The organism is Microvirga thermotolerans (genome assembly GCF_009363855.1).
In the GTDB taxonomy this organism is placed as follows: domain Bacteria; phylum Pseudomonadota; class Alphaproteobacteria; order Rhizobiales; family Beijerinckiaceae; genus Microvirga; species Microvirga thermotolerans.
Genome location: NZ_CP045423.1, coordinates 1,373,678 through 1,394,063, shown reverse-complemented (window position 1 = coordinate 1,394,063; position 20,386 = coordinate 1,373,678). Strand labels below are relative to the sequence as shown.

Here is a 20,386-nt window from a genome sequence, read left to right as displayed (position 1 = left end):
CTTTCAAGCGCCTCCCCGGTCCTCCGGCGGCCGCTCGCAACGATTGTGGATGTGAATGGCGGCCGTGGCGGCGTGGCCCATGGCCACGACGATCTGGTCGAGCCCGCTCACGATGTCGCCCGCCGCATACAGGCCCTTGACGCTCGTCTGACAATGCCCGTCGACGACGAGCCCGCCGGAGGCATCGTGCTCCGCTCCCAGGGACAGGGCGAGGTCCGAGCGGTATTTGAGGCCGAGGGCGGAATAGAGCACGTCGAAGCGCAGTTCCGTGCCGCCGGCGTGGAGCGCGGCGATCCGGTCGCCCTCCAGGTCGAGCCGCTCGACGGGAGCCTCGACGACCCGGACCCCGAGCGCATCGAGTTCGCCCTGCCGCTTCAGGGGCCTCTGCAGGTGCTGGCCGAGGGTGAGAAGCGTCACGTCCCGGGAATAGGTGCGCGCGATGAAGATCGCCTCGCCGATGCCCCTGTCTCCGTAGCCGATCACGGCAATGCGACGGTCGCGGGATTCGTAGCCGTCGCAGATGGGGCAATAACGGACGAGCCCGCGCCGGACCGCGTCCGGGAGATCGGGGAGGTCGGGCTCGACATCGACGGCGCCGGTGGCGAGCAGGACGCGGCTCGCGGCGATCTGGCGAGGGCCCTCCGCGCCTTCGACCATGGCGACGAACCGGTCGGGCTGCTTGCGCAGACCCGCCACGGTCCCCGATACGGGAGAAACGCCGTACTGAGCGAGATTGTCCCGCTGCCGGGCGAGAAACTCCTTTCCGGAAATCCCCTGGGCGAAGACGGGGATGTTGTGGCTCTTCGAAATCCAGGCCGCCCGTGCTGCGCCGCTGTCCACGATAACGAAGTGCCGCCTGAGCCTTGCCAGATACAGAGCGGCCGTCAGGCCCGCCGGGCCGCCGCCCACGATGAGACAATCGAGAATCCTGTCGTCCGATGCCATTCCCCGCCCGCTTTCGGTTGAGCTGCGTCCTGCACAACCCGCGAAGCGGGAAAAAGATCGGCGGGAGGTCCCGCGACGGCGGCGCCGACTTTCAGCGGCGCACGGACGGCGCGTCGCCGGACAGGGCGAGCCTCAGGCCGAGCCCGACCATGATCGCGCCGGCAGCCCGCTCCTGCCAGGCCACGAGACCCGGCCGGCGCGCCAGCCAGTTCCCGATGGTTCCCGCCCCTATCGCCACGCCGACGAGCACGAAGAAGCCGGATATCTTCTGGACCGCACCCAGAAAGAGGAGCTGCGCGGTCACCGGCCAGCCGTTGGCAGGATCGACGAACTGGGGAAGGAAGGCGAGCATGAAGACCATGGCCTTCGGGTTGGTGAGATTGTTGATCATCCCCTGCCGAAGGGCGACCCTATCCGGCACCGGGCGCGGCGCCTTGCTCAGATGCAGTTCCTGGCGGCGGAAGGAGCCTACCAGGAGCTTCGCGCCCAGCCAGACGAGATAGAGCGCCCCCGCCCACCGCAGCAACTCGAATGCCAGCGGCGAGGCCTGGATCAGCGACGTCACGCCGAGCGCGAGGAGAGGCAGCTGCACGAGCGCGGCCAGGAGGGTCATGCCGATGGCGGTCAGAACGGCCGTGCGCCGCCCCTGCCCCACGCCGCGGCTGAGCAGGAGGATCATGTCCGGTCCCGGCGCCAGCTGAAGCGCCAGGACGGCGGTGTAGAAGGTCAGAAACGTCGCGAGGTCGGGCATGAGACCATCCGTCATGGAATTCTGCGGGTATGCGGCAGGTCGACGCCCGCTTCAGCCGGCGGTGTCCAGCAGGCCCCGTTTCGCAAGGTTTCGCATGAGGGCGCCGATGCCGAAGGTCCAAGGCTCGCATTCCGAACTCGGCCGGATGCGGTTGACGAGCGTCCCGAGCTCCGGCGCCGCGATGGTGACGATATCGCCGGACTTGTGCGTGAACCCCATTCCCGGCGTATCCCGGTCCTGGGTCGGCGCGAACATGGTGCCGAGAAACAGCACGAACCCGTCCGGATACTGATGGTTCGCGCCCACCGTCTGCGCCACGAGGTCCTCCGGGTCGCGGCTGATCCGGGCGATCGAGGAGGACCCTTCCAGCCGGAAGCCGTCCTCGCCCTCCACCGTCAGCGTCACCGTGGTGCGGCGCACTTCGTCGAGGGAGAAGCTGCCGTCGAAGAAGCGGACGAACGGCCCGATGGCGCAGGAGGCATTGTTGTCCTTGGCCTTGGACAGGAGCAGGGCCGAGCGTCCCTCGAAATCGCGCAGGTTCACGTCGTTACCCAGGCTCGCGCCGACGATGCGCCCTTCCGCGGTGACCACGAGCACCACCTCCGGCTCCGGGTTGTTCCAGGTGGATTTCGGATGCACGCCCGCTTCCATGAGCGTGCCCACCGCCGAAAGGGTCGGCGCCTTGGTGAAGATCTCCGCATCGGGGCCGATGCCGACCTCGAGATACTGGCTCCAGGCGCCCTGCGCCACCAGCACCGCCTTCAGGTCCATGGCCTCCTTCGAGCCCGGCCGGAGCCGGCTCAGGTCGTCGCCGACGAGGCGCGTCACCTCGGCCCGGATGGCGGCGGCCGAAGAGGCATCCCCCCGCGCCCGCTCCTCGATCACCCGTTCCAGCATGGAGACCGCGAAGGTCACGCCGGCGGCCTTGATGACGTGGAGATCGACCGGAGCGAGCAGCCAAGGTCTTGCGGAATCGCGGCGCTCGGGCGGCGTGTTGGCGAGAACGTCGTCGAGAGACCCGATCCGCTCCCCCGGCAGCGACCTGACCGCTTTTGCGGGATCGGGGAGCGCCGCAAGGGCGCTCATGGTCGGGCAGGCCGTCGAGATGTCGAACACCCCCTCCTCCCGGATCGCCGCCACCGAGGGACCGAGGCCGGGCCGCCAGACGCGGCCCGCGAGCGCGCCGCGATACCCATCCGATGGAAGCGCCTTCAATGGATCGTCTCCCAGTGCCAGCCCCTTCACGGCATCCCCCATTCCTGCGTGATTCCCACTCAATGGACGCGCATCCTGCATGGAAACGGCACGGCTTGTCTGCCCCGTCGGGTGGCGATTCCCGAGAACGGGAGGCGCCGTCGCGGAGAAGCGGACCGTCCGGAAGCTCAGGCGGAGCGCAGGAGACCCGAAACCGAGACCTGCACCCCCTGCTCCATCGAGTTCCAGAATCCGCCGCTCGCGACGAAGCCGCCATGGTCCGGGAACGAACCGCCGGACCTGGCGACCCTGCGATGGGAAGCGACGATGCCGTTGCGACCGGCGTCACGGGCGACACCGAGGCGAAGAGGCCTGCGATCCCGCGGCTTTCGAACGTGGTCGGAGCCTCAGGCCCGAACGGTCGCAAAAGCGCATCCACCCGAAGAGCGTGGCGTTAAAAGGCGGAAACGGTGGGGGGAATCCGGGCCGCGCTGGCTGGGGCGCCAGGATTCGAACCTGGGAATGGCGGTACCAAAAACCGCTGCCTTACCGCTTGGCGACGCCCCAACACTCGCGCGAAGTGGGGTGTACATAATCGCCGGGGGCAGGGCTGGCAACTGGGTTTTCGAGGCCGCGAGGATCTTACGGCCGAGGTCGTTTTCCCTCTTGCGGCCCAGGATGCCCCCCGCTATAAGACCGGCCTTCCCGATGATTTCGGTGTCGGAGTGTAGCGCAGTCTGGTAGCGCACCACGTTCGGGACGTGGGGGTCGCAGGTTCAAATCCTGCCACTCCGACCATTCTCCTCCTTGAAGTCTTTTCAGGTCTGCAGCGCCCCCGGGGCCGGCGGATCGCAATCCGGATCGATTCACCGGCCGATGATTTGTCGGCTCGATTGGAACGACTCGTGTCGATATGCGTGGATATCGCGGCGGCATCTGCGTCATGCCCGTCAGTGCCGTCATGCTGAGCGTTCCTTGAATTGCCTCGGATGACAATTCCGCAGCGAGCGCGAAGGAGGTTCCATTTTGCGCTCCGGATTATTATACTACAATATATCAATCTTCTTATTATGCGCCTTCGCTTGGCTTATCGTCGGCAAGGAGATCCGTAACGACTTATCGTCTTCGCTCGTCCGCATTCATGAGGCTTTCCATGAGGACGGAAGCGCCAGCCAATGCGACGCCGCCATGAATTACTGCATCGTCCAGCAGGCGGAGACTGGCAAGGTCGAGTTGCCGGAGCGAACGGCGTACTGGAGCAGTTCCCTCCGCTTGGACGAGGATGGCGTCCCCTTCTCTCAAGGTCCGCATGGAGAAGTCTTCAGGAACGTTTCCTCGGTCGCCTTCAGCATCGGCGACAGGGGGATCGAGTACGGCCTCGTGGACGGTTGCGTTCCTCTGGACATGACGGCCAAAAGGCAGGCCGCCTTCGCCTGGCTCGAGAAGAATGCGATCCAGGTCGGCAATGCGCTTGTCTGGAACTATAATTACGCAACGCAGGTCAACGACCTCGTCGTAGCGGAAAACTGGCCTTCGGCCTTCTCGCAAGCGGCTGTCGCCACCCGCTTTCTCATGGCCGGCTGCACGACGGGCGACGGAAAATACCTCGAGATCGCGCGCGACGCGGCGCGTGCGCTCCTTCTGCCTGTCTCGCAAGGAGGCGTCCGCTCGGATGACGACGGGTTCGTGTGGTTCCAGGAAATTCCCGTTCCGGACCAGCATGCCCCGTTCATCGTGAACGCACATCTTTATTCCATTTTCACGCTGCTCGTCCTGGATCGGTACTTTCCCGAGGAGAACTTTCGCAAGGCGGCTCTCGCAGGGCTGAATTCGCTCGAACGCGCGTTCGACACGATCGATAACGGCTACTGGAATCGCTACGATCTTCGCCCCCGGTATTCAGGAGTCGACTTCCTGATCGAAGCGGAGGGAGTGCATGTCCGCTCCCTGACGCTTGTCCAGGGAGAAACTGTCTCGAGCGTCAACTTCCAGGAACAGCGGAAGCGGCCTTCCGCCAACATCGTCTGGGGAGATCTGGGCAAGGCGAAAGACGGCGAGGCGACCGCTTTCGGAAGACGCGTATTCGCCCAGTTCATCCTGCCCGAGGGCCGCTCCTTCAGGCCGGATCTCCTCGACCTCCCGACCCGGTTCGTTGTGGAAGCCGAGTGCTGCAATGCCGTCGTGAAACTGTATGCCTTAGGCTTCCGCCCCGAGCTTCACGAATACGTCGAGTTGAAGGCGTTGGAGAGAACGCGCAGCGGCAGCACGGAAAGGATCGTTTTCGAAACCGGCCTGAGAGACTTCGCGTGGGGGCAGGTGGCCCAGGAATACATCCCATTCCACGCGGACCTGATGGCCCTCATTGGCCGGATGACCTCAAAGCCGGACTATCTCGTCCGCGCTGTCCGCTGGCAGAACTTTCATCGTAACTGGCTCAAGGACAAGGCCCAGGGGCATCCGGACCTCGCCCTGAGGGAGCGCCGCGGATTCCATCCCAGCGCCGAACTTGCGGAAGGCGTTGCAAGCCTCATGGGCAAGCGCCTTCCTCACGAAGTTTCCGAAGCCGAACTGCGGAGTCTGATCGGCTCCCTTGCCGCAGCAAAATCCGGCAAGGCCTGTGAGGGTGCCGACACCGAGGCAGCCCGCGGATCCCAGAAGGCGTTGCTGGAAACGCTGGCCCTGGACTGATGCACCCTTCACCCTCGTCCACCTCACGTCCGGCGAAGGGGCCTCGGCGGGGTTTCGATCGTGACGAGTTCGCCGGTGAGGGGGTCGAGGATCGTCATGGGATACTCCTGTACGCGTCGTGCAGGAACAACGCGCCGGGCCGGCAATGGATCGCAGACGTCTGAGATCATGGTAAGCGGTCCGTTACCGGATGCGGCGATGCCAAGAAGGCCTCCCGTCCTTCTGCCTGGCGCGAAATTCCGCAGGGTCTTTCCCTTAAGACCGGCCGAGGCCGCGCTCCCTCAGGCTCCGCTCGCGTTCGTCCTCCACCTCCACCTCCGTGCGGGCCTTGCCATCCGTGTCGAACGGGTTCGGCATCATGTCCGTGGTGAGGCCCGTGGCGGTGGAGGCGGCGGCGCCGATCGGCGGGCCGGGTTCCTCCGTGGCTTCCGAAGCCCAGGCTTCGCGGCGCTCCTCGATGTCGACCCGCCCCTCGTCGTCGAGGATGTCGATGATCCGGCCCATCTCGGCCTCGTCCGTCCGCACGGTCACCAGGGCGCCGCCCCGGCGGATGCCTTCCGCATAGACCTCCGCCTCTTCCGCGTTCACGCCCGCATCCACGAGTGCGCCCGCGAGGCCGCCGACGGCGGCCCCCGCGCCCGCTCCGACGAGGGTCGAGACCAGCCAGCCCGCGGCGACCACGGGACCGAGCCCCGGAATCGCCAGCATTCCCAACCCGGCCAGCAGACCGGCGCCGCCGCCCGCGAGCGTGCCGATGGTCGCGCCCGTTCCGGCGGCCTCGGACCGCTCCCGCTCCTCGTCGAAGGAACGCGTCGCGTGGCGCGAGTAGGCATCGTTCGCATTGCTGGCGACGAGGCTGATGTCGGCGTGCGGGATTCCGGCGGCCTCCAGGCGGGAGACCGCCCGGGCCGCGCCGTCGTAATTCTCGTAGAAGGCGGTGATCGTGTTCTGAGCCATGAAGAAATCTCCCTGAAACCGCCGCCGGCGGCCAACGGAACGGGTCCTATTTCGATGCGACGTTGCCGCGGTAATCGAGAAGCACCTCGACGCTCCGGCCGTCACGATTCGCTTTCGCGTGCCAGATCCCCTGATCGTCCTTGCGCAGGTCGGACACGTCGCTGAAGCCCTGCGCCTCGATCCGGGAGCGGGCCTGCCCCTCCGTGAAGCTGTTGGCGCCGGGCGCCACCGTGCCCGCCCGTTCCGGACTTCCCTTCGGCGCGAGATTGACGGCCGGGTTGGAGAGATCCGGCCCGGAAGCCGGCGGAGACGGGGTCTGGGCGAGGGCCGTCTGGCTCAGCAGTGCGGCTGCCGCGACGGCAGGAAGAAGGCGCATGGAAGGACCTTTTCGTTGCATTCCTCCTGTGCCTAATGTGCGACAGGTTCGACGGTTCCGTCCCTTACGGTCACGGTTCCGGCATCCGGCAAATTCCTGCGGCAGGGCCTGCGATGCGCGTGCTTGCCGCCTTTCCCTTCCCCGCGAAGGGAGCTAGACGGATTCGGATCAAGAACGCCGCCTCAAGGCGTGACCATCCAGGCGTGGCGGGGGCCTCTCACATGCGTCACATCCATCTCGACAACGGCCTGCGCCTCAGGTTTCCGGGACGCTGCGCGGAATTCGACCAGGGCGTGGAGATCGGAATGCTCGCCGTGCTGATGGATTCGCGGCTGACCGAATTCAGCCGGCGGGTCGGGCGCGACAACCTCGATCAGGTCCGCGCCGTGGCGCGGCAGATGGGCTATCATGTCCTCGAAACCGGAGAGCCGGACGGGGAATTCGTCGAACTCATCTTCCGCCACGGTTCGACGCGCCCTTCGCTCAAGGTCGTCCATTCGGCCCGTTGACGCCGCCGGCCGCTCCTTCCTGCCCATGAAAAAAGCCGCCCGAAGGCGGCTTTCGTCGTCGGGCAGCGCAGGTCGGGTCAGCCCCGGCGGGTGACCGTCCAGGCCGCCTTCATCAGCGCGGCGGCGAGGGCCGTCTTGACGACGGTCGCGGCCACGAAGGGAGCGGCGCCCACGGCCCAGGCCTTCGCGAAGGGCATGAGAGCGGAGAGCCAGGCAAGGCCGACCACGAAGATCAGCGCATGGCCGATGGTCATCATCACGACGACCCGGCCCAGCGTGCGGTCCCAGCCCCGCTCGGCCATGGCGCCCATCACGAGGGCGGCGAGCAGGAAGCCGAAGAGGAAGCCGCCGGTGGGGCCCGCGAGATAGCCGATTCCCGCCGGCAGGGGCGGCGTGTTGGCGAAGACGGGCATGCCCATGGCGCCCTCGGCGAGGTAGAGGGCCACGGTCGCGCCGCCGAGACGCCAGCCGTAGGAGGCGCCGATAAGGAGGACCACCATGGTCTGCAGGGTCATCGGCACATAAGGCAGGGGCACCTGCACCTTCGCCGAGATCGTCAGGAGCGCCGAACCCGCGACCATCAGCACAATGGCGCGGAGGGCGGCGAAGCGGGCATCGTTCCGGGACGGCCAGAGCAGGCCGACGAGGGTGGACGGCGAGGCAAGGGGCGTAGCGCCAGTCGACATCGAGAGATCTCCAGATCTGTCCGCCATTCGCAGGCGGTTCCGAACGCCTTATAGGTGGGTCGGGCGAACGCCTCAAGCCGCGGCCGTTCCCCTCCGAGCATACGCAGAAACACGAGACGGGCCATGGCGGACGACGACCTGACCTTCGACACGACTCCCCCCGACGGACCCGGGCGCTGCGTACGCGTGAGCCCCCTGGTCCGGCGAATCGTCGCCGGGAATGCCGGGCCCATCACCTTCACCGGCACCTGCACCTACGTGGTCGGCAGGCAACGGGTGGCCATCGTCGATCCGGGCCCGGACGAGCCCGCGCACATCCAGGCGCTGCTCGACGCAGTCCGGGGAGAGACCGTGACCCACGTGCTCGTCACCCATACCCACAGGGACCATTCGCCCGCGGCGAAGGCCATCGTGGCGGCGACGGGCGCGAGGCTCGTCGGCTGCGGGCCGCATCGCAGCGCCCGTGCCCTTGGGATAGACGAGGTGAACCCGCTCGAGGCGAGTTCCGACAGGGAGTATGCGCCGGACGAGGAGATGCGCGAGGGCGACCGGGTCTCCGGCCCCGGCTGGAGCCTCGTGGCGGTGGAAACGCCCGGACACATGGCGAACCACCTCGCCTTTTACCTGCCGGAGGAGAAGGCCCTCTTCTCCGGCGATCACGTGATGGCCTGGTCGACCACCGTGATCGCCCCGCCGGACGGCGCGATGGGGGCCTTCATGGCCTCCCTGGACAAGCTCCGCGCCCGGGACGAGCAGCTCTACTGGCCCGGCCACGGCGGGCCCGTCCGGGAGCCGCAGCGCTTCGTGCGCGCTCTCGCCCATCATCGCCGCCAGCGGGAGGTCTCCATCCTCAACCGGCTCGCCGCCGGCGACCGGACGATTCCGGCCATCGTCGCCGCCATCTACCAGGGCCTGAGACCGGCCCTGGTCGGCGCCGCAGGGCTTTCGGTCTTCGCCCATCTGGAGGATCTGGTGGCGCGGGGCGAGGTCGTCACGGAGGGCTTGCCCTCCCTCGACGGCGAGTACAGGCTCGCCTGATCCCGCTCAGTCGACGGCGAGCGCCAGGTTGGACGCCTCGTCGAGGAAGGTGCGGATGCGGGCGGCGTTCGCGCCGAGATCGTGGGCGCCCATGCGCGATGCGGAGCGGATGTCGATGCGGGTCCCGTCCGCGCGGGGCCTGATCCGCACGGTGACGTCGTCCGGCAGCCGGAGGACGAGGGACCGCGCCACCGCCTCGATCCGGCCGGTGCCGACGCGCCCACCCGGCGGCACCGCCTCGACGATCTGCCAGCCGAGGCGCTCGGCCGCCTTGCGCGCCACCTCGAAGGCCTGGTCGGGCGCGAGGTCGAGGGTCAGGGGCGCGATGCGGATATAGGCGCTCCGCTGGGCCTCCCGAACCTCCGGAGACGGGTCCGGCGGAATGCGCCCGCCCCTCGCCTGCAGCGCCGCCCGCGAACGGGAGAAGGGCGGCGGGTTCTCCGTGTCGGTGCTGATGTCGGTGATCGGCGGCAGGGTGGCCGCCTTCACCGCCATCCAGGCGGGATAGGCGAGAACCAGCCCGGCGACCACGAGCCCCCTGATCGCGTAGCTCAGGCCGCGCCTGCCCTCCTGCCAGATGCGCACGAAGGCGACGAGGGACAGGCCGACGGCGACGAGCGCCGCCAGGATGCCGGCTCCGAGCGCCGCAAAGCCGGACGGATAATCGATCCACCCGAACCGGATCAGGGCGGCGGCCATCGCCGTGACGGCGAGCGCGAACCACGCGACCGCGGGCGACCATTTCGCCGGCCGGGAATAAGGTTCCTCGATGATGAGATGCCGCATCAGGACGTCTTACAAATCTCTTTGAGCGCACGCCACTCCTCATCGGTCAGGAGCGGCGGACCCGCCTGTTCCGGAACGAACCGCTCGAGAGCCTTGAGACGCTGGTCGGTGACCGGGTGGGTGGAGAGAAATGCGGGGATCCTGCTTTCGTTCCCCTCGATGCGCTTGAGAAGATGCGCCATTGCGCCCGCCGGACGGCCGAGCGCCGTCATGACGGTGCCGGCAGCCGCATCCGCCGCCGTTTCCGCCTCGCGCGAATAGGCATTGTCGACCAGCGCCCGACTCGCGAGCACGACCGCGCCGCCGCCCGCGACGTCGCCGAACAGAAGGCCGAAGAGATAGGACGTGCCGCCCGCCTGGATCAGCTTGCGCAGGCCGTCGCGATGCCGGACATGCCCGATCTCGTGGGCAATGACGCCGGCGACCTCGTCCGGATTCCCGGCCCGGTCGACGAGTGCCCGGAAGAGATATATGCGGCCGCCCGGAAGGGCGATGGCGTTCGGGACGGACGAGTCCAGGACCTGAACCTCGATGGGGAACGCCGGAGCCGCCGCCTCGGCGAGGCGCGCGGTCAACCGCGCCAGTGCCGCCGCCCCGGCCGGGTTCGCGCAGGTCTTGCCGCCGAGGAAGAGCCTGACCTGGTTGTCGACGGCGGTGCCGAGGCGCTTCTCCCAGGAAAGCGGCACCAGCGGCGTCATCCGCTCGGCCGCGACGGGAACCAGGATGACGACGCTCGCGACGATGGAGGCGGCCGCGGCGAGCGACCAGAAGAGGATGCGCCCTGCCCGCTCCTTCGGCGCGCCTTCGTCGAGCGCCCCGCAACGGAGCCGGATCGCGGCCTGGTCGTCAGGGTCGGAAACGTCGAGGCGCGCCGTCTGAGGTCCGCCGTCGAGCACGAGCCTCAGGATTCCGTCGGGCGCATCCCTTCGCCTCACCTTCCCGGCCGGCCAGGAGGCGATCCATTCGCCCGCCTCCTCGATGTCGAGGCCGGACGCGGCGACCCTGATCGTCACGAGCCTGCGGCGCGCCTGTTTTCCGTCGTAGAAGACCGCCTCGCCCATCGCATGCCTCCGTCCGCGGCCTTCGCTGCGGCGGCGGTTCCTTATTCTCGGGTGTCACAGACCGACGTTGAAGTCGAGCGCGTCGGCGAGCCCCTCCCCCATGGCGCCCGCGGGCCGCCCCGCGGCCACGGCCTCGTCGAGCGCGTGCAGGTTCGTCACCGAAAGCGAGTTCACGGTCACAGCCCAGAGGCCCCGCCCCATGAAGTAGCGCTGGATCACGCCGAAGCCGAGCAGGAACAGGAGGTAGCCCAGGGCAATCATCGAGAAGATGGCGACGGTCGACCCGCTGACGGCCCCCGCCTGCACCTGCGCGAACGCTCCCTTGAGGGCGCCCGAGAGAACCGCCGCGCCCAGGGCAACCACCAGGACGAAGGCGAGGATGAAGCCGAGGGAGGAGAAGATCAGCTTGAAGTACGTGCCGTAGAAGGCGCCGGCGCCGAGCCGGCTCGATACCGCGACCTCCCCGAAGCGGATTCCCTCCAGCTGCCAGCGGACCATGATCGCCGTCACCGCGGGCACGAAGCCGAGGGCGAGGAAGGCCATCCCTGTCACGACGAGCCCGGCGACCCCCTCGAGCCGCTGCGGGTCGGTCGCGGCCACGCGGGCGAGAAAGGCCCCTCCCCCTGCCAGGATCGCGAGCATCAGCGCCCAGCCCCACCAGGCCCGCTTGAAGAGGGTCCAGCCGGTCCCGACGAAGTCGCCCTGGATGGTGCCGAAATAGGTGTGGCGCATCCGGTAGCGCTCGAGGGAGGCGGAGGCCCAGGGCATCGCCAGACCGAGGGTCAGGATCGTCGCAATGTCCCACAGCACCGCGCGGACGGCATAGGCCCAGCCGCTCCCTTTCATCCAGAAGCGCAGCCCCCGGAAGACCGTGCGCGTGGCGCGGTAGCGGCGCGCCCTATACGCCCCGAAATGCGCGAGCACGTAGAGGACGATCACCAGCGGCACGCCGGCGAGTGCCTGCTTCTCCTCCAGGAGGAGGCCGAGGATGAAGTAGGCGATGTAGATCGGCGTCAGGACCGCGAGGGCGACGAGGAAGCCGATCAGCAGTTCCTTCGCCGTCCCGGTGTACTCGAACGCCTCGCCCGCCACCTGGGTGTTGGACCAGAGATGCCTGCGCAGTTTCGTGATGAGCCAGAACCGGTAGAAGCCGAAGGTCGGGATCTGGAACAGGCTTCCGGTCACGAGAAGCCTGAGGAACTCGCGCCCCCTTCCCGAAAAGGACATGGGAGCGGCCTCCTCGGCGGGGCTGAGGTGGGGCGAGAGAGAAGCGGTCATGGCGCGTTTCCGGAACGAAGGCGACGATCCTACAGGGAGAATGTTGTCATGGAACAGACCCTCGGCTATGCCGTGAAGGACAATCCACAGCCTGCCTATCCAGAAAACGCCACGGATTTCAGATACCGGGCGGGTGACGGCGCAAAAGGTTCCGATGTAAACTGTCCCAAAACGCATGAGGATCCCGTGCCCTCGACGTCTCCCACTGCGCCCCGCACTCCCACGCCGACCGTGGACCCGCTTCGGGTCTGGTTCAGGATTATCCGCCTGCACCGGCGGGCCACGAACACGGTTGCGGCCGAGCTGAAGGCCTTGGGCCTGTCCATTCCGCAGTTCGACCTGCTCTCCACCCTGACGGAGCAGGAGGGCCTCAGCCAGCAGGAGCTCGCCGAGCGTCTGTACGTAACGAAGGGGAATGTCTCCGGCCTGCTCGACCGCATGGTGGAGGCCGACCTCGTGGAGCGCCGCGCCATTCCCGGCGACCGCAGGTCCAACGCCCTCTACCTGACGGCGAAAGGCCGGGCGCTCGCGGAGCAGGGCATCGCGGTGCAGCGGGCCTATGTTCAGAGCACCCTGGGGGCCCTGCCGCCCGAAGATCTGGCCGATCTGGAGCGCATCGTCCTGGCGTGGCGCGAGCGGGCGCGCGCCGCCGAGGAGGAGACGCTCGCCCGACTCCGGCGCTGAGGCGCGATGTTCGACGCCGTCGCATTCGCGGGAGGCGGCAACCGCTGCTACTGGCAGGGCGGGTTCTGGGAGGCCGCCGCGCCCCTGCTCGGGCTCAGGCCCGAACTCGCGGTCGGGGTGAGCGCCGGCGCCTGGACCGCGTGCTACAGCCTCCTCGGGCTCGGGCGGCGGGTGAACGGGCTGGTGGTGGAAGGCTGCAGCCGCGGCCGGCGCAATTTCGAGTGGCGTGCCAGGCGCAGCGAAGGCTCGTTCTGGCCGGTCGCGGGCATGTACCGCGACCTCATCGCGACCGTGATCGACGAGGCCGCCTTCGCGAGCCTGAAGAACGGCCCTGAGATTCTGGTCGGCATCGCGCGAAAGCCCCGGCGCCTGCCCCTGTCGCTCGCCCTGCCCCTCGGCATCGCCACCTACCAGATCGAGAAGAAGTGGCGCACCCCGGTGCATCCGAAAGGGGGCCGCGCCCTCGGCTTCCGCCCGGAATTCGTCCCCGTGAGGAACCTCGCCTCGCCGGGAGAGCTCGCCGAGGTGCTCATGGCGAGCGCGAGCGTGCCGCCGTTCATGCCCGTCGGCCGGGTGGGAAGCCAGGCAGCGCTCGACGGCGGCCTCGTGGACAACGTGCCCGTCGAGCCCCTCGCGGCGGTGGAGGCGAAGGGCGGGCGGACGCTCGTCGTGCTCTCCCGGCTCTACCGCTCGCTCCCGCAGGTTCCTGGGCGCACCTACGTGCAGCCGCGGGAGCCGGTCCCGGTCGGCCAGTTCGACATCACCGATCCGGAAGGAATCCGCCACGCCTACGAGATGGGGCTGAGGGACGGCGAAGCTTTCGCACGGCGGCTGTCGGTCCGCGAGCTCTGACCGTCGCGGCCGCTCTCAGAGGGGGTCGAGAAGGCGCGGGCCCGGCCCCTCCTCGGACAGTTCGTCCCACGGATTGCGCAGGGGACAGGCGGCGGTGGAAAGACAGCCGCAGCCGATGCAGTCGCTGAGCTGGTCCCGCAGCCGCATGAGGCGGACGATCCGTGCGTCGAGATCGGCCTTCCAGCGGGCCGAAAGCCGGGCCCAGTCCTCGGCGGTCGGCGTCCGCCCGTCCGGAAGCTCGGCGAGGGCCTCCTTGATCTCCGCCAGGGGAATCCCGGTGCGCTGCGCCACCTTGATGATGGCGACCCGGCGCAGCACGTCTCGCGAATACCGACGCTGATTGCCGCGATTGCGGGCGCTCCGGATCAGCCCCTTCGCCTCGTAGAAGTGCAGCGTCGAAACCGCCACGCCGCTTCGGGCCGCCACCTCCCCCACCGTGAGTTCGCGCTTGAGCCTGCCGGGTTCGATCCTGCCCATCCGACGCCTCTTGACCTCAAGTATGGTTGAGGTTCTACACCGCGCCCTCCTCAACGGCAACCGAAAGGGAGAGATGCCAATGAACGACCCCCTCAATGTGGCGCTGATCTACGGCAGCACGCGGGAGGGCCGCCTCTGCGAGGCCGTCGCCGACTGGGTGGCCGGAGCGGTGCGGGAGCACGGCGACTTCACGCTGGAGCCCGTCGACCCCGCCATGCTCGATCCGCGTCCTGGGGCGAAGGACGACCCGGCGCTCGAAACGCTGCGCGGCCGTCTGGACCGGGCCGACGCCTTCATCGTCGTCACGCCCGAGTACAACCACTCCTTTCCTGCTCCGCTCAAGTTCCTGATCGATTCGGCCTACCGCGAGTGGCACGCCAAGCCCGTCGCCTTCGTCTCCTATGGCGGGATCTCGGGCGGCCTGCGGGCCGTGGAGCAGCTGCGTCTGGTCTTCGCCGAGCTCCATGCGGTCGGGATCCGGGACTGCGTCAGCCTCGCCTATGTCTGGAACCTCATCGGTCCGGACGGCCGGCTCGACCCGCCGGCCGAGACCCGGCAGGCCATGCCCGTCATGCTCTCGCGCCTGTCCTGGTGGGCAACGATGCTGCGCGGCGCGCGCCAGGCGGCGCCCTATAGCGAGGCGGCCGCCTGAAGCGAGCGACGCCGGGGGCTCCTCGCTCCCGGCGTCGCCTGCCGCGCCCCTACGACAGGCCATGCAACCTTGTTAAGCGGCGGTTAAGGCTCGGTCGCGCATCTCCGGCCAAGCCAGCGAATGATCACGACTCTGCCCCGAAGCGGCCATGAGATTCCGGATCATATCCGACGGGCCGGAAAGGCCCGTTTCCTTGGGAGGATTTCGTGACGACGCCCAACGCAGAACGCGACAGCCAGGCGAGCTACCGCCCGGCTCCCGCCGGCCGCGCCCCGCAGCCGGCCTTCAAGCCCGTGGCGCTCCCCGCCCTCGCCGCAGCCGTCAGGGCGGCCGGCCAGAGGATCGAGCGCCCCCGGACGAATGCGCTGCCCGCCATCCTGCGCAAGGAAGCGATGACGGATTGAGGGCCGACCGACCGGCCCCGGACTCTCAGCGGACGATGACCTTCGTGTTCACGTCGACCCGGTTGTAGAGGTCGATCACGTCGATGTTGCGCATGCGGATGCAGCCGGACGAGACGGCGAGACCGATCTTCTCCGGCTCGTTCGTGCCGTGGATGCGGTAGAGCGTGTCCCTGTTGCCCTCGTAGAGATAGAGCGCCCGCGCACCCAGGGGATTCTCCGGACCGCCCCTGGTGAACTTCACGTGCGGCCAGCGGGCCTTCATCTCGGCCGGCGGATTCCAGTCGGGCCACTCGGCCTTGCGGGCCACGCGGGCGGTGCCGGTCCAGCCGTAGGCCTCGTCCCCGACGGCGACGCCGTAGCGGATCACCTTCTTGCCGGGCAGCACGTAGTAGAGGAAGCGCTCCTTGGTATCGACGACGATCGTGCCGGGGGCCTCGCCCGTGGGATCGTCCATGAGGTAGCGCCCGTAGCGCAGGTCCTCCTGCGCCTTCGGGACCAGCGCCATCCATTCCGAATCGCGGGACGAGACCTGCGGATCCGGAACGCCCTTGAAGGTGCATCCGGCGAGAACCGTCGCGACGGCCAGGGCGAGGGATAGGCTGGAAAGGCGCATGGTCTAAGCTCTTGTCCGGTTTCTGGAGCCGTCTGTCTAACGCTACGGTTGGTTGAAAGGTCCCATACCCCTTCGGGGCGATTCGTCCACCATGCCACGGCTTTTGCCGCAAGGGTGTTGCATCGCAACAACATCGATGTGCGCATGACATGGACAGGCGGCCTTCCGGCTGCGACAGTGCCTGTCGACCTTCCAGAATCCTCATGCGTCAAGCCGTTTCAGGATGCCCACGCTCTACGTCACCCACCCCGCGGCCCTCGCCCATCAGACCCCCCTCGGCCACCCCGAACGGCCCGAACGCATCCGCGCCGTCGAGGGCGTGCTGGAAAAGGAGCGCTTCGCCTCCCTCATCCGCGAGAAGGCGCCCATGGCCGAGATGGAGAGCCTGACGCTCGCCCATCCCGAGCATTACGTGATCGGCATCCGCGACATGGCCCCGCGCGAGGGCCTGATCCGGATCGACGAGGATACGGTGATGTCGCCGGGCACCTACGAGGCGGCCCTCAGGGCCGCGGGCGGCGCGGTCCTCGCCGTGGACGAGGTCATGTCGGGCCAGGTGCGCAACGCCTTCGTCGCCATGCGGCCGCCGGGCCATCACGCCGAGCGGAGCCGGGCCATGGGCTTCTGCTTCTTCAACAACGCGGCCATCGCCGCCCGTCACGCCCAGAGCCGGCACGGCGCCGAGCGCGTCGCCATCCTCGACTGGGACGTGCATCACGGGAACGGCACCCAGGACATCTTCTGGCGCGACCCGACGGTGATGTACTGCTCGACCCACGAGATGCCGCTCTACCCCGGCACGGGGGCGGCGTCCGAGCAGGGAGAATGCGGGACCATCGTCAACGCGCCCCTGGCGACCGGCAGCGACGGAGCGGCCTTCCGGGAAGCGATGGAAACGATCGTCCTGCCGCGCATCGAGGCCTTCTCGCCCGACCTGATCGTGATCTCCGCGGGCTTCGATGCCCATTGGCGCGATCCCCTGGCGGGGCTGAACTTCACGGAGGCGGACTTCGCCTGGGCGACGTGGAAGATGATGGACCTCGCGGACAGGTTCTGCGGGGGCCGGCTCGTCTCGGTCCTCGAAGGCGGCTACGATCTCGAGGGCCTTTCGAAGTCGGTGGCCGCCCACGTGGATGCGCTCATGGGCCGTGACATGCGCAGCTGAGCCTGCCTCGGCGCGTCACGGCTCGAGGGCTTCCTCGCCGAGCAGTTCGATCCCGAAGCCGCTGAGCCCGACATAGGACCGGCTGGTCGTGGCGAGGTTGCGGATCGACACCACGCCGAGATCCTTCAGGATCTGCGCTCCCAGGCCGACCTCGCGCCACTGGCTCGAGCGCATGGCCTCCGAGGCGGTGGTCTCGGTGTCGGAGAGGTTGGTCGTCGGCACGCCCGCCGTTCCGTCGCGGAGATAGACGAGGACTCCCTTGCCCTCCTGCGCGAAGCGCTTCAGCGCCGCGGCGATGGTCTTGCCCCCCTGGAACACGTCCGTGAGGGCATTGGCCCGGTGCAGGCGCACGGGAATGTCGGCGCCGTCGCCGATGCGGCCGTGAACCAGGGCCATGTGCTGGACGCTGTCGAAGGGCGTCGAATAGGCATAGCCCGTGAAGGTCCCCCACTCCGTCTCGACCGGGAAGGTGGCGATGCGCTCGACCAGCTTCTCCCGCGCCTGCCGGTAGGCGATGAGGTCCGCGACGGAGATGCGCTTGAGCCCGTGCTTCTCGGCGAAGGCCTGGATCTGCTCGCCCTTCATCACCGTGCCGTCGTCGTTGGCGAGCTCGCAGATGACGCCGACCGGCGGCAGGCCCGCGAGCCTGCACAGGTCCACGGCGGCCTCCGTGTGGCCGGAGCGCATGAGCACCCCGCCGTCCTTGGCGACCAGCGGGAAGACGTGTCCCGGCCGGACGAAGTCGCCCGCGCCCATGTTGTTGTTGGCGAGCGCCCGCACCGTGTTGGTGCGCTGCTCGGCGGAAATGCCGGTGGTGAGCCCGTGCTTCACGTCGACCGAGACGGTGAAGGCGGTGCCGAGCGGAGCGTCGTTCGTGGCCACCATGGGATCGAGCCGCAGGCGGCGCGCTTCCGAGGCCGTGAGCGGCGCGCAGACGATGCCGCAGGTGTTACGGATGATGAAGGCCATCTTCTCCGGCGTGCAGAGGGAGGCGGCGACGATGAGGTCGCCCTCGTTCTCGCGGTCGTCGTCGTCGGTGACGATCACGATCTCGCCCCGGGCGAAGGCCTCGATGGCTTCGGTGACGGAATGGAGCATGCGGGCCTCCTTCAGGGGCGTCGGCAGGAAATCGTTAGGGGTGACGGCGCCGCGGGTCGCGCGGGCGATGAGATCGGCGGTGTCCCGGGACATCCAGGCATGGTCGCTGTTGCACAGCTGCGTGACCGCCGCAGGCGTGACGCCGATGCGGCGGGCGAACTCCACCCGGGAGACACGATTGCGGGACAGCCACTCGGCGAGCTTCATGGCTGCCGTCTTAACGGATCCTCGATTTAAGCACCACTTAAATCCGATGCAGACGCCGCGGATCAGGATTGAGCGGGGCTCAATTCACCGAAGGGCCAAGGGACGGACTGGCCGACCTGGGCCCGGTGGCGGAGGTACTGGTCCGCGAGGACGCAGGCCACCATCGCCTCCCCGACCGGAACGGCCCGGATGCCCACGCAGGGATCGTGCCGCCCCCGGGTCGAGACGTCCACCTCCTCGCCGAAGCGGGTGACGCTGGCGCGCGGGGTGAGGATCGACGAGGTCGGCTTCACGGCGAAGCGGCAGACGAGCGGCTGGCCCGTGGAGATGCCGCCGAGGACGCCGCCCGCATGGTTGGAGAGGAAGGTCGGCATGCCCGCATTGCCGGGCCGCATCTCGTCCGCGTTCTCCTCGCCCCGCAGGGCCGCGGCGGCGAAACCGTCGCCGATCTCGACGCCCTTGACCGCGTTGATGGACATGAGCGCCGCGGCGAGCTCGGCGTCGAGCTTGCCGTAGATCGGAGCGCCGAGCCCCGGCGGCACGCCCTCCGCCACGATCTCGATCACCGCGCCGACGGAGGAGCCCTCCTTGCGCAGGCGGTCGAGATAATCCTCGTAGAAGGCCGCCGCCTCCGCATCGGGGGAAAAGAAGGGGTTCCGCTGCACCTCGTCCCAGTCCCACCGGGACCGGTTGATGGGGTGGGGGCCCATCTGCACCAGGGCGCCCCGGATCGTCACCCCCGGCAGGATCTTGCGGGCGACCGCCCCCGCCGCGACCCGCGCCGCCGTCTCGCGCGCGGAGGAGCGCCCCCCGCCGCGATAGTCGCGGATGCCGTACTTCACGTCGTAGGTGAAGTCCGCATGGCCGGGCCGGTACCGGTCCTTGATCTCCGAATAATCCTTCGAGCGCTGGTCCACGTTCTCGATCAGGAGGGCGATGGGAGTTCCCGTCGTGACCTGCCGCCCCGTCCGCTCGTCCGCGAAGACCCCGGACAGGATCTTCACTTCGTCGGGCTCGCGGCGCTGGGTGGTGAAGCGGGACTGGCCCGGCTTGCGGCGGTCGAGCTCCGCCTGGATCTCCGCCGCGTCGAGGGGGATCATCGGAGGGCAGCCGTCGATGACGCAGCCGATGGCCGGGCCGTGGCTTTCGCCGAAGGTGGTGACGCGGAAGAGATGGCCGAAGGTGTTGTGGGACATGGCGGTATCTGAGGTTCAGGGCCTCTTAGAGCGAAAGCCCGGCAGTGTCACGCCTGCCCACGGATTCGGGAGGTCCTCTGACGTACGACCCGAGCCTTCGCACCCTTTCGTGCCCTCGAAAATGGGAGTCCTCTGCACCGCCATCCCTTCCGGCGTCATTCCGGGGCGCCGCAGGCGAGCCCGGAACCTATAGCCGCTGACGATACAGAAGGGGACGCAGCGGTTGCCGTTGCGTCCTGCCCGTCAAGTCTCGGCGGTGATGGGTTCCGGGCCCAGCGCTTTGCGCTGTCCCGGAATGACGCCGGAAGGGGTGCGGGACCGCTTCGGGACGGCGAGGGTTCCCCCTACTCCACGCGGATCCGGTAGGTATAGCTCCAGATCGTCAGCCCGCCGCTGTCCGTGGACCGCCACGGAATGTCGAGGACGACCTCGTCGGCGCCCCTGAAGCCCTTGTTCGGCGTGTAGACGTAGGCGAGCCCGCGCACCTTCTTGCCGGGGCAACGGGAATCCTTGCCGAGGACCTGCTCGTAGGGGACGATCTGGAAGCTGCCGTTCGACGGCGCCTGGCGGATCTTCACGTCCGGGATCTCGGACGGATAGCAGGTGTCGACCTCGTAGCCGAAGAAGCCGCCGATGGCGGAGCGGCTGCCTGCCTTCACGGTCCGGTCCAGGGTTTCCGCGCCCGCGGAACCGGCCATCGACAGGACGAGCGCGGCACCGACGACGATCCGGCGCATGGGCGCCTCCCTCACGAAACACGGTTTCGATG

At 68.3% G+C, this 20,386-nt stretch carries 22 protein-coding genes and 2 tRNA genes; 9 read left to right on the top strand and 15 right to left on the bottom strand.

The annotated features are described in order from the left end of the window. Positions 1-3: 3 nt before the first annotated feature. The 4 genes from GDR74_RS06550 to GDR74_RS06535 all read right to left on the bottom strand — a co-directional run bounded on the left by GDR74_RS06550 (position 4) and on the right by GDR74_RS06535 (position 3,457). Positions 4-945, bottom strand: coding sequence for an NAD(P)/FAD-dependent oxidoreductase (locus GDR74_RS06550; protein WP_152585551.1), 942 nt, complete (start codon positions 943-945; stop codon positions 4-6). Positions 946-1,036: 91 nt separating this feature from the next. Next, on the bottom strand, positions 1,037-1,696 hold the full coding sequence (locus GDR74_RS06545) for a LysE family translocator (RefSeq protein ID WP_152585550.1): 660 nt from the start codon (positions 1,694-1,696) through the stop codon (positions 1,037-1,039). A 51-nt stretch (positions 1,697-1,747) separates the two neighbouring features. Continuing rightward, positions 1,748-2,941 carry a fumarylacetoacetate hydrolase family protein gene (locus GDR74_RS06540; protein WP_425486948.1) on the bottom strand — a complete coding sequence of 398 codons (1,194 nt, stop codon included), beginning with the start codon at positions 2,939-2,941 and terminating at the stop codon, positions 1,748-1,750. 441 nt (positions 2,942-3,382) lie between these two features. After that, a tRNA-Gln gene (locus tag GDR74_RS06535) sits at positions 3,383-3,457 on the bottom strand. A gap of 154 nt (positions 3,458-3,611) precedes the next feature. On the opposite strand from GDR74_RS06535, the gene GDR74_RS06530 reads away from it, so the two are divergent. Both GDR74_RS06530 and GDR74_RS06525 read left to right on the top strand, forming a co-directional pair. After that, a tRNA-Pro gene (locus tag GDR74_RS06530) sits at positions 3,612-3,688 on the top strand. 390 nt (positions 3,689-4,078) lie between these two features. Continuing rightward, complete coding sequence (locus GDR74_RS06525) at positions 4,079-5,578, top strand: D-glucuronyl C5-epimerase family protein (protein ID WP_152585549.1); 1,500 nt, start codon at positions 4,079-4,081, stop codon at positions 5,576-5,578. Between the two features lie 255 nt (positions 5,579-5,833). Here GDR74_RS06525 and GDR74_RS06520 read toward each other — a convergent pair whose 3' ends face one another. Further along, positions 5,834-6,535 (bottom strand): hypothetical protein, encoded by a 702-nt coding sequence (locus GDR74_RS06520; protein WP_152585548.1) that lies wholly within the window; start codon positions 6,533-6,535, stop codon positions 5,834-5,836. A 46-nt stretch (positions 6,536-6,581) separates the two neighbouring features. Beyond that, positions 6,582-6,911 carry a PepSY domain-containing protein gene (locus tag GDR74_RS06515; RefSeq protein WP_194164642.1) on the bottom strand — a complete coding sequence of 110 codons (330 nt, stop codon included), beginning with the start codon at positions 6,909-6,911 and terminating at the stop codon, positions 6,582-6,584. Positions 6,912-7,132: 221 nt separating this feature from the next. Here GDR74_RS06515 and GDR74_RS06510 point away from each other — a divergent pair, with 221 nt between their 5' ends. Beyond that, on the top strand, positions 7,133-7,420 hold the full coding sequence (locus tag GDR74_RS06510) for a hypothetical protein (RefSeq protein ID WP_152585546.1): 288 nt from the start codon (positions 7,133-7,135) through the stop codon (positions 7,418-7,420). Between the two features lie 77 nt (positions 7,421-7,497). Here the strand turns inward: GDR74_RS06510 and GDR74_RS06505 are convergent, their stop codons facing one another. Next, complete coding sequence (locus GDR74_RS06505) at positions 7,498-8,106, bottom strand: biotin transporter BioY (RefSeq protein WP_152585545.1); 609 nt, start codon at positions 8,104-8,106, stop codon at positions 7,498-7,500. A 123-nt stretch (positions 8,107-8,229) separates the two neighbouring features. Between GDR74_RS06505 and GDR74_RS06500 the strand changes: the two genes are divergently transcribed. Further along, the gene (locus GDR74_RS06500) at positions 8,230-9,144 is read left to right on the top strand and encodes an MBL fold metallo-hydrolase (RefSeq protein ID WP_152585544.1); all 915 of its coding nucleotides are present in this window, start codon (positions 8,230-8,232) and stop codon (positions 9,142-9,144) included. Positions 9,145-9,150: 6 nt separating this feature from the next. Here GDR74_RS06500 and GDR74_RS06495 read toward each other — a convergent pair whose 3' ends face one another. The 3 genes from GDR74_RS06495 to GDR74_RS06485 are packed head-to-tail and all read right to left on the bottom strand — an operon-like array spanning position 9,151 to position 12,269. Further along, a complete protein-coding gene (locus tag GDR74_RS06495) occupies positions 9,151-9,930 on the bottom strand; it encodes a DUF1499 domain-containing protein (RefSeq protein WP_152585543.1) in 780 nt (259 codons plus the stop codon). Then, a complete protein-coding gene (locus GDR74_RS06490; protein ID WP_152585542.1) occupies positions 9,930-10,991 on the bottom strand; it encodes a M48 family metallopeptidase in 1,062 nt (353 codons plus the stop codon). The genes GDR74_RS06495 and GDR74_RS06490 overlap by 1 nt, the downstream gene beginning before the upstream one ends. A gap of 54 nt (positions 10,992-11,045) precedes the next feature. Continuing rightward, a complete protein-coding gene (locus tag GDR74_RS06485) occupies positions 11,046-12,269 on the bottom strand; it encodes a DUF898 family protein (protein WP_246179919.1) in 1,224 nt (407 codons plus the stop codon). 186 nt (positions 12,270-12,455) lie between these two features. Here GDR74_RS06485 and GDR74_RS06480 point away from each other — a divergent pair, with 186 nt between their 5' ends. Next, on the top strand, positions 12,456-12,953 hold the full coding sequence (locus GDR74_RS06480) for a MarR family winged helix-turn-helix transcriptional regulator (protein WP_194164641.1): 498 nt from the start codon (positions 12,456-12,458) through the stop codon (positions 12,951-12,953). A 6-nt stretch (positions 12,954-12,959) separates the two neighbouring features. Continuing rightward, entirely contained in the window at positions 12,960-13,805 is an 846-nt protein-coding gene (locus GDR74_RS06475) for a patatin-like phospholipase family protein (protein WP_152585540.1), read from the top strand. A 15-nt stretch (positions 13,806-13,820) separates the two neighbouring features. Here the strand turns inward: GDR74_RS06475 and soxR are convergent, their stop codons facing one another. Then, on the bottom strand, positions 13,821-14,282 hold the full coding sequence (gene soxR, locus GDR74_RS06470; protein WP_152585539.1) for a redox-sensitive transcriptional activator SoxR: 462 nt from the start codon (positions 14,280-14,282) through the stop codon (positions 13,821-13,823). A 79-nt stretch (positions 14,283-14,361) separates the two neighbouring features. Between soxR and GDR74_RS06465 the strand changes: the two genes are divergently transcribed. Together GDR74_RS06465 and GDR74_RS06460 are read left to right on the top strand one after the other, a co-directional pair. After that, on the top strand, positions 14,362-14,934 hold the full coding sequence (locus tag GDR74_RS06465; RefSeq protein WP_152585538.1) for an NADPH-dependent FMN reductase: 573 nt from the start codon (positions 14,362-14,364) through the stop codon (positions 14,932-14,934). Positions 14,935-15,140: 206 nt separating this feature from the next. Then, complete coding sequence (locus GDR74_RS06460) at positions 15,141-15,338, top strand: hypothetical protein (protein ID WP_152585537.1); 198 nt, start codon at positions 15,141-15,143, stop codon at positions 15,336-15,338. A 25-nt stretch (positions 15,339-15,363) separates the two neighbouring features. On the opposite strand, the gene GDR74_RS06455 is transcribed toward GDR74_RS06460, so the two are convergent. Then, positions 15,364-15,951: a L,D-transpeptidase gene (locus GDR74_RS06455; protein WP_152585536.1), complete on the bottom strand. Its 588-nt coding sequence runs from the start codon at positions 15,949-15,951 to the stop codon at positions 15,364-15,366. Between the two features lie 223 nt (positions 15,952-16,174). Between GDR74_RS06455 and GDR74_RS06450 the strand changes: the two genes are divergently transcribed. Next, on the top strand, positions 16,175-17,116 hold the full coding sequence (locus GDR74_RS06450) for a histone deacetylase family protein (protein WP_152585535.1): 942 nt from the start codon (positions 16,175-16,177) through the stop codon (positions 17,114-17,116). 15 nt (positions 17,117-17,131) lie between these two features. Here the strand turns inward: GDR74_RS06450 and ribB are convergent, their stop codons facing one another. From ribB to GDR74_RS06435, 3 genes are all read right to left on the bottom strand, one after another. Next, complete coding sequence (gene ribB, locus GDR74_RS06445; protein ID WP_152585534.1) at positions 17,132-18,421, bottom strand: 3,4-dihydroxy-2-butanone-4-phosphate synthase; 1,290 nt, start codon at positions 18,419-18,421, stop codon at positions 17,132-17,134. A 62-nt stretch (positions 18,422-18,483) separates the two neighbouring features. Beyond that, a complete protein-coding gene (aroC, locus tag GDR74_RS06440; protein ID WP_152585533.1) occupies positions 18,484-19,617 on the bottom strand; it encodes a chorismate synthase in 1,134 nt (377 codons plus the stop codon). A gap of 344 nt (positions 19,618-19,961) precedes the next feature. After that, entirely contained in the window at positions 19,962-20,354 is a 393-nt protein-coding gene (locus GDR74_RS06435; protein ID WP_152585532.1) for a hypothetical protein, read from the bottom strand. Positions 20,355-20,386: the final 32 nt, after the last annotated feature.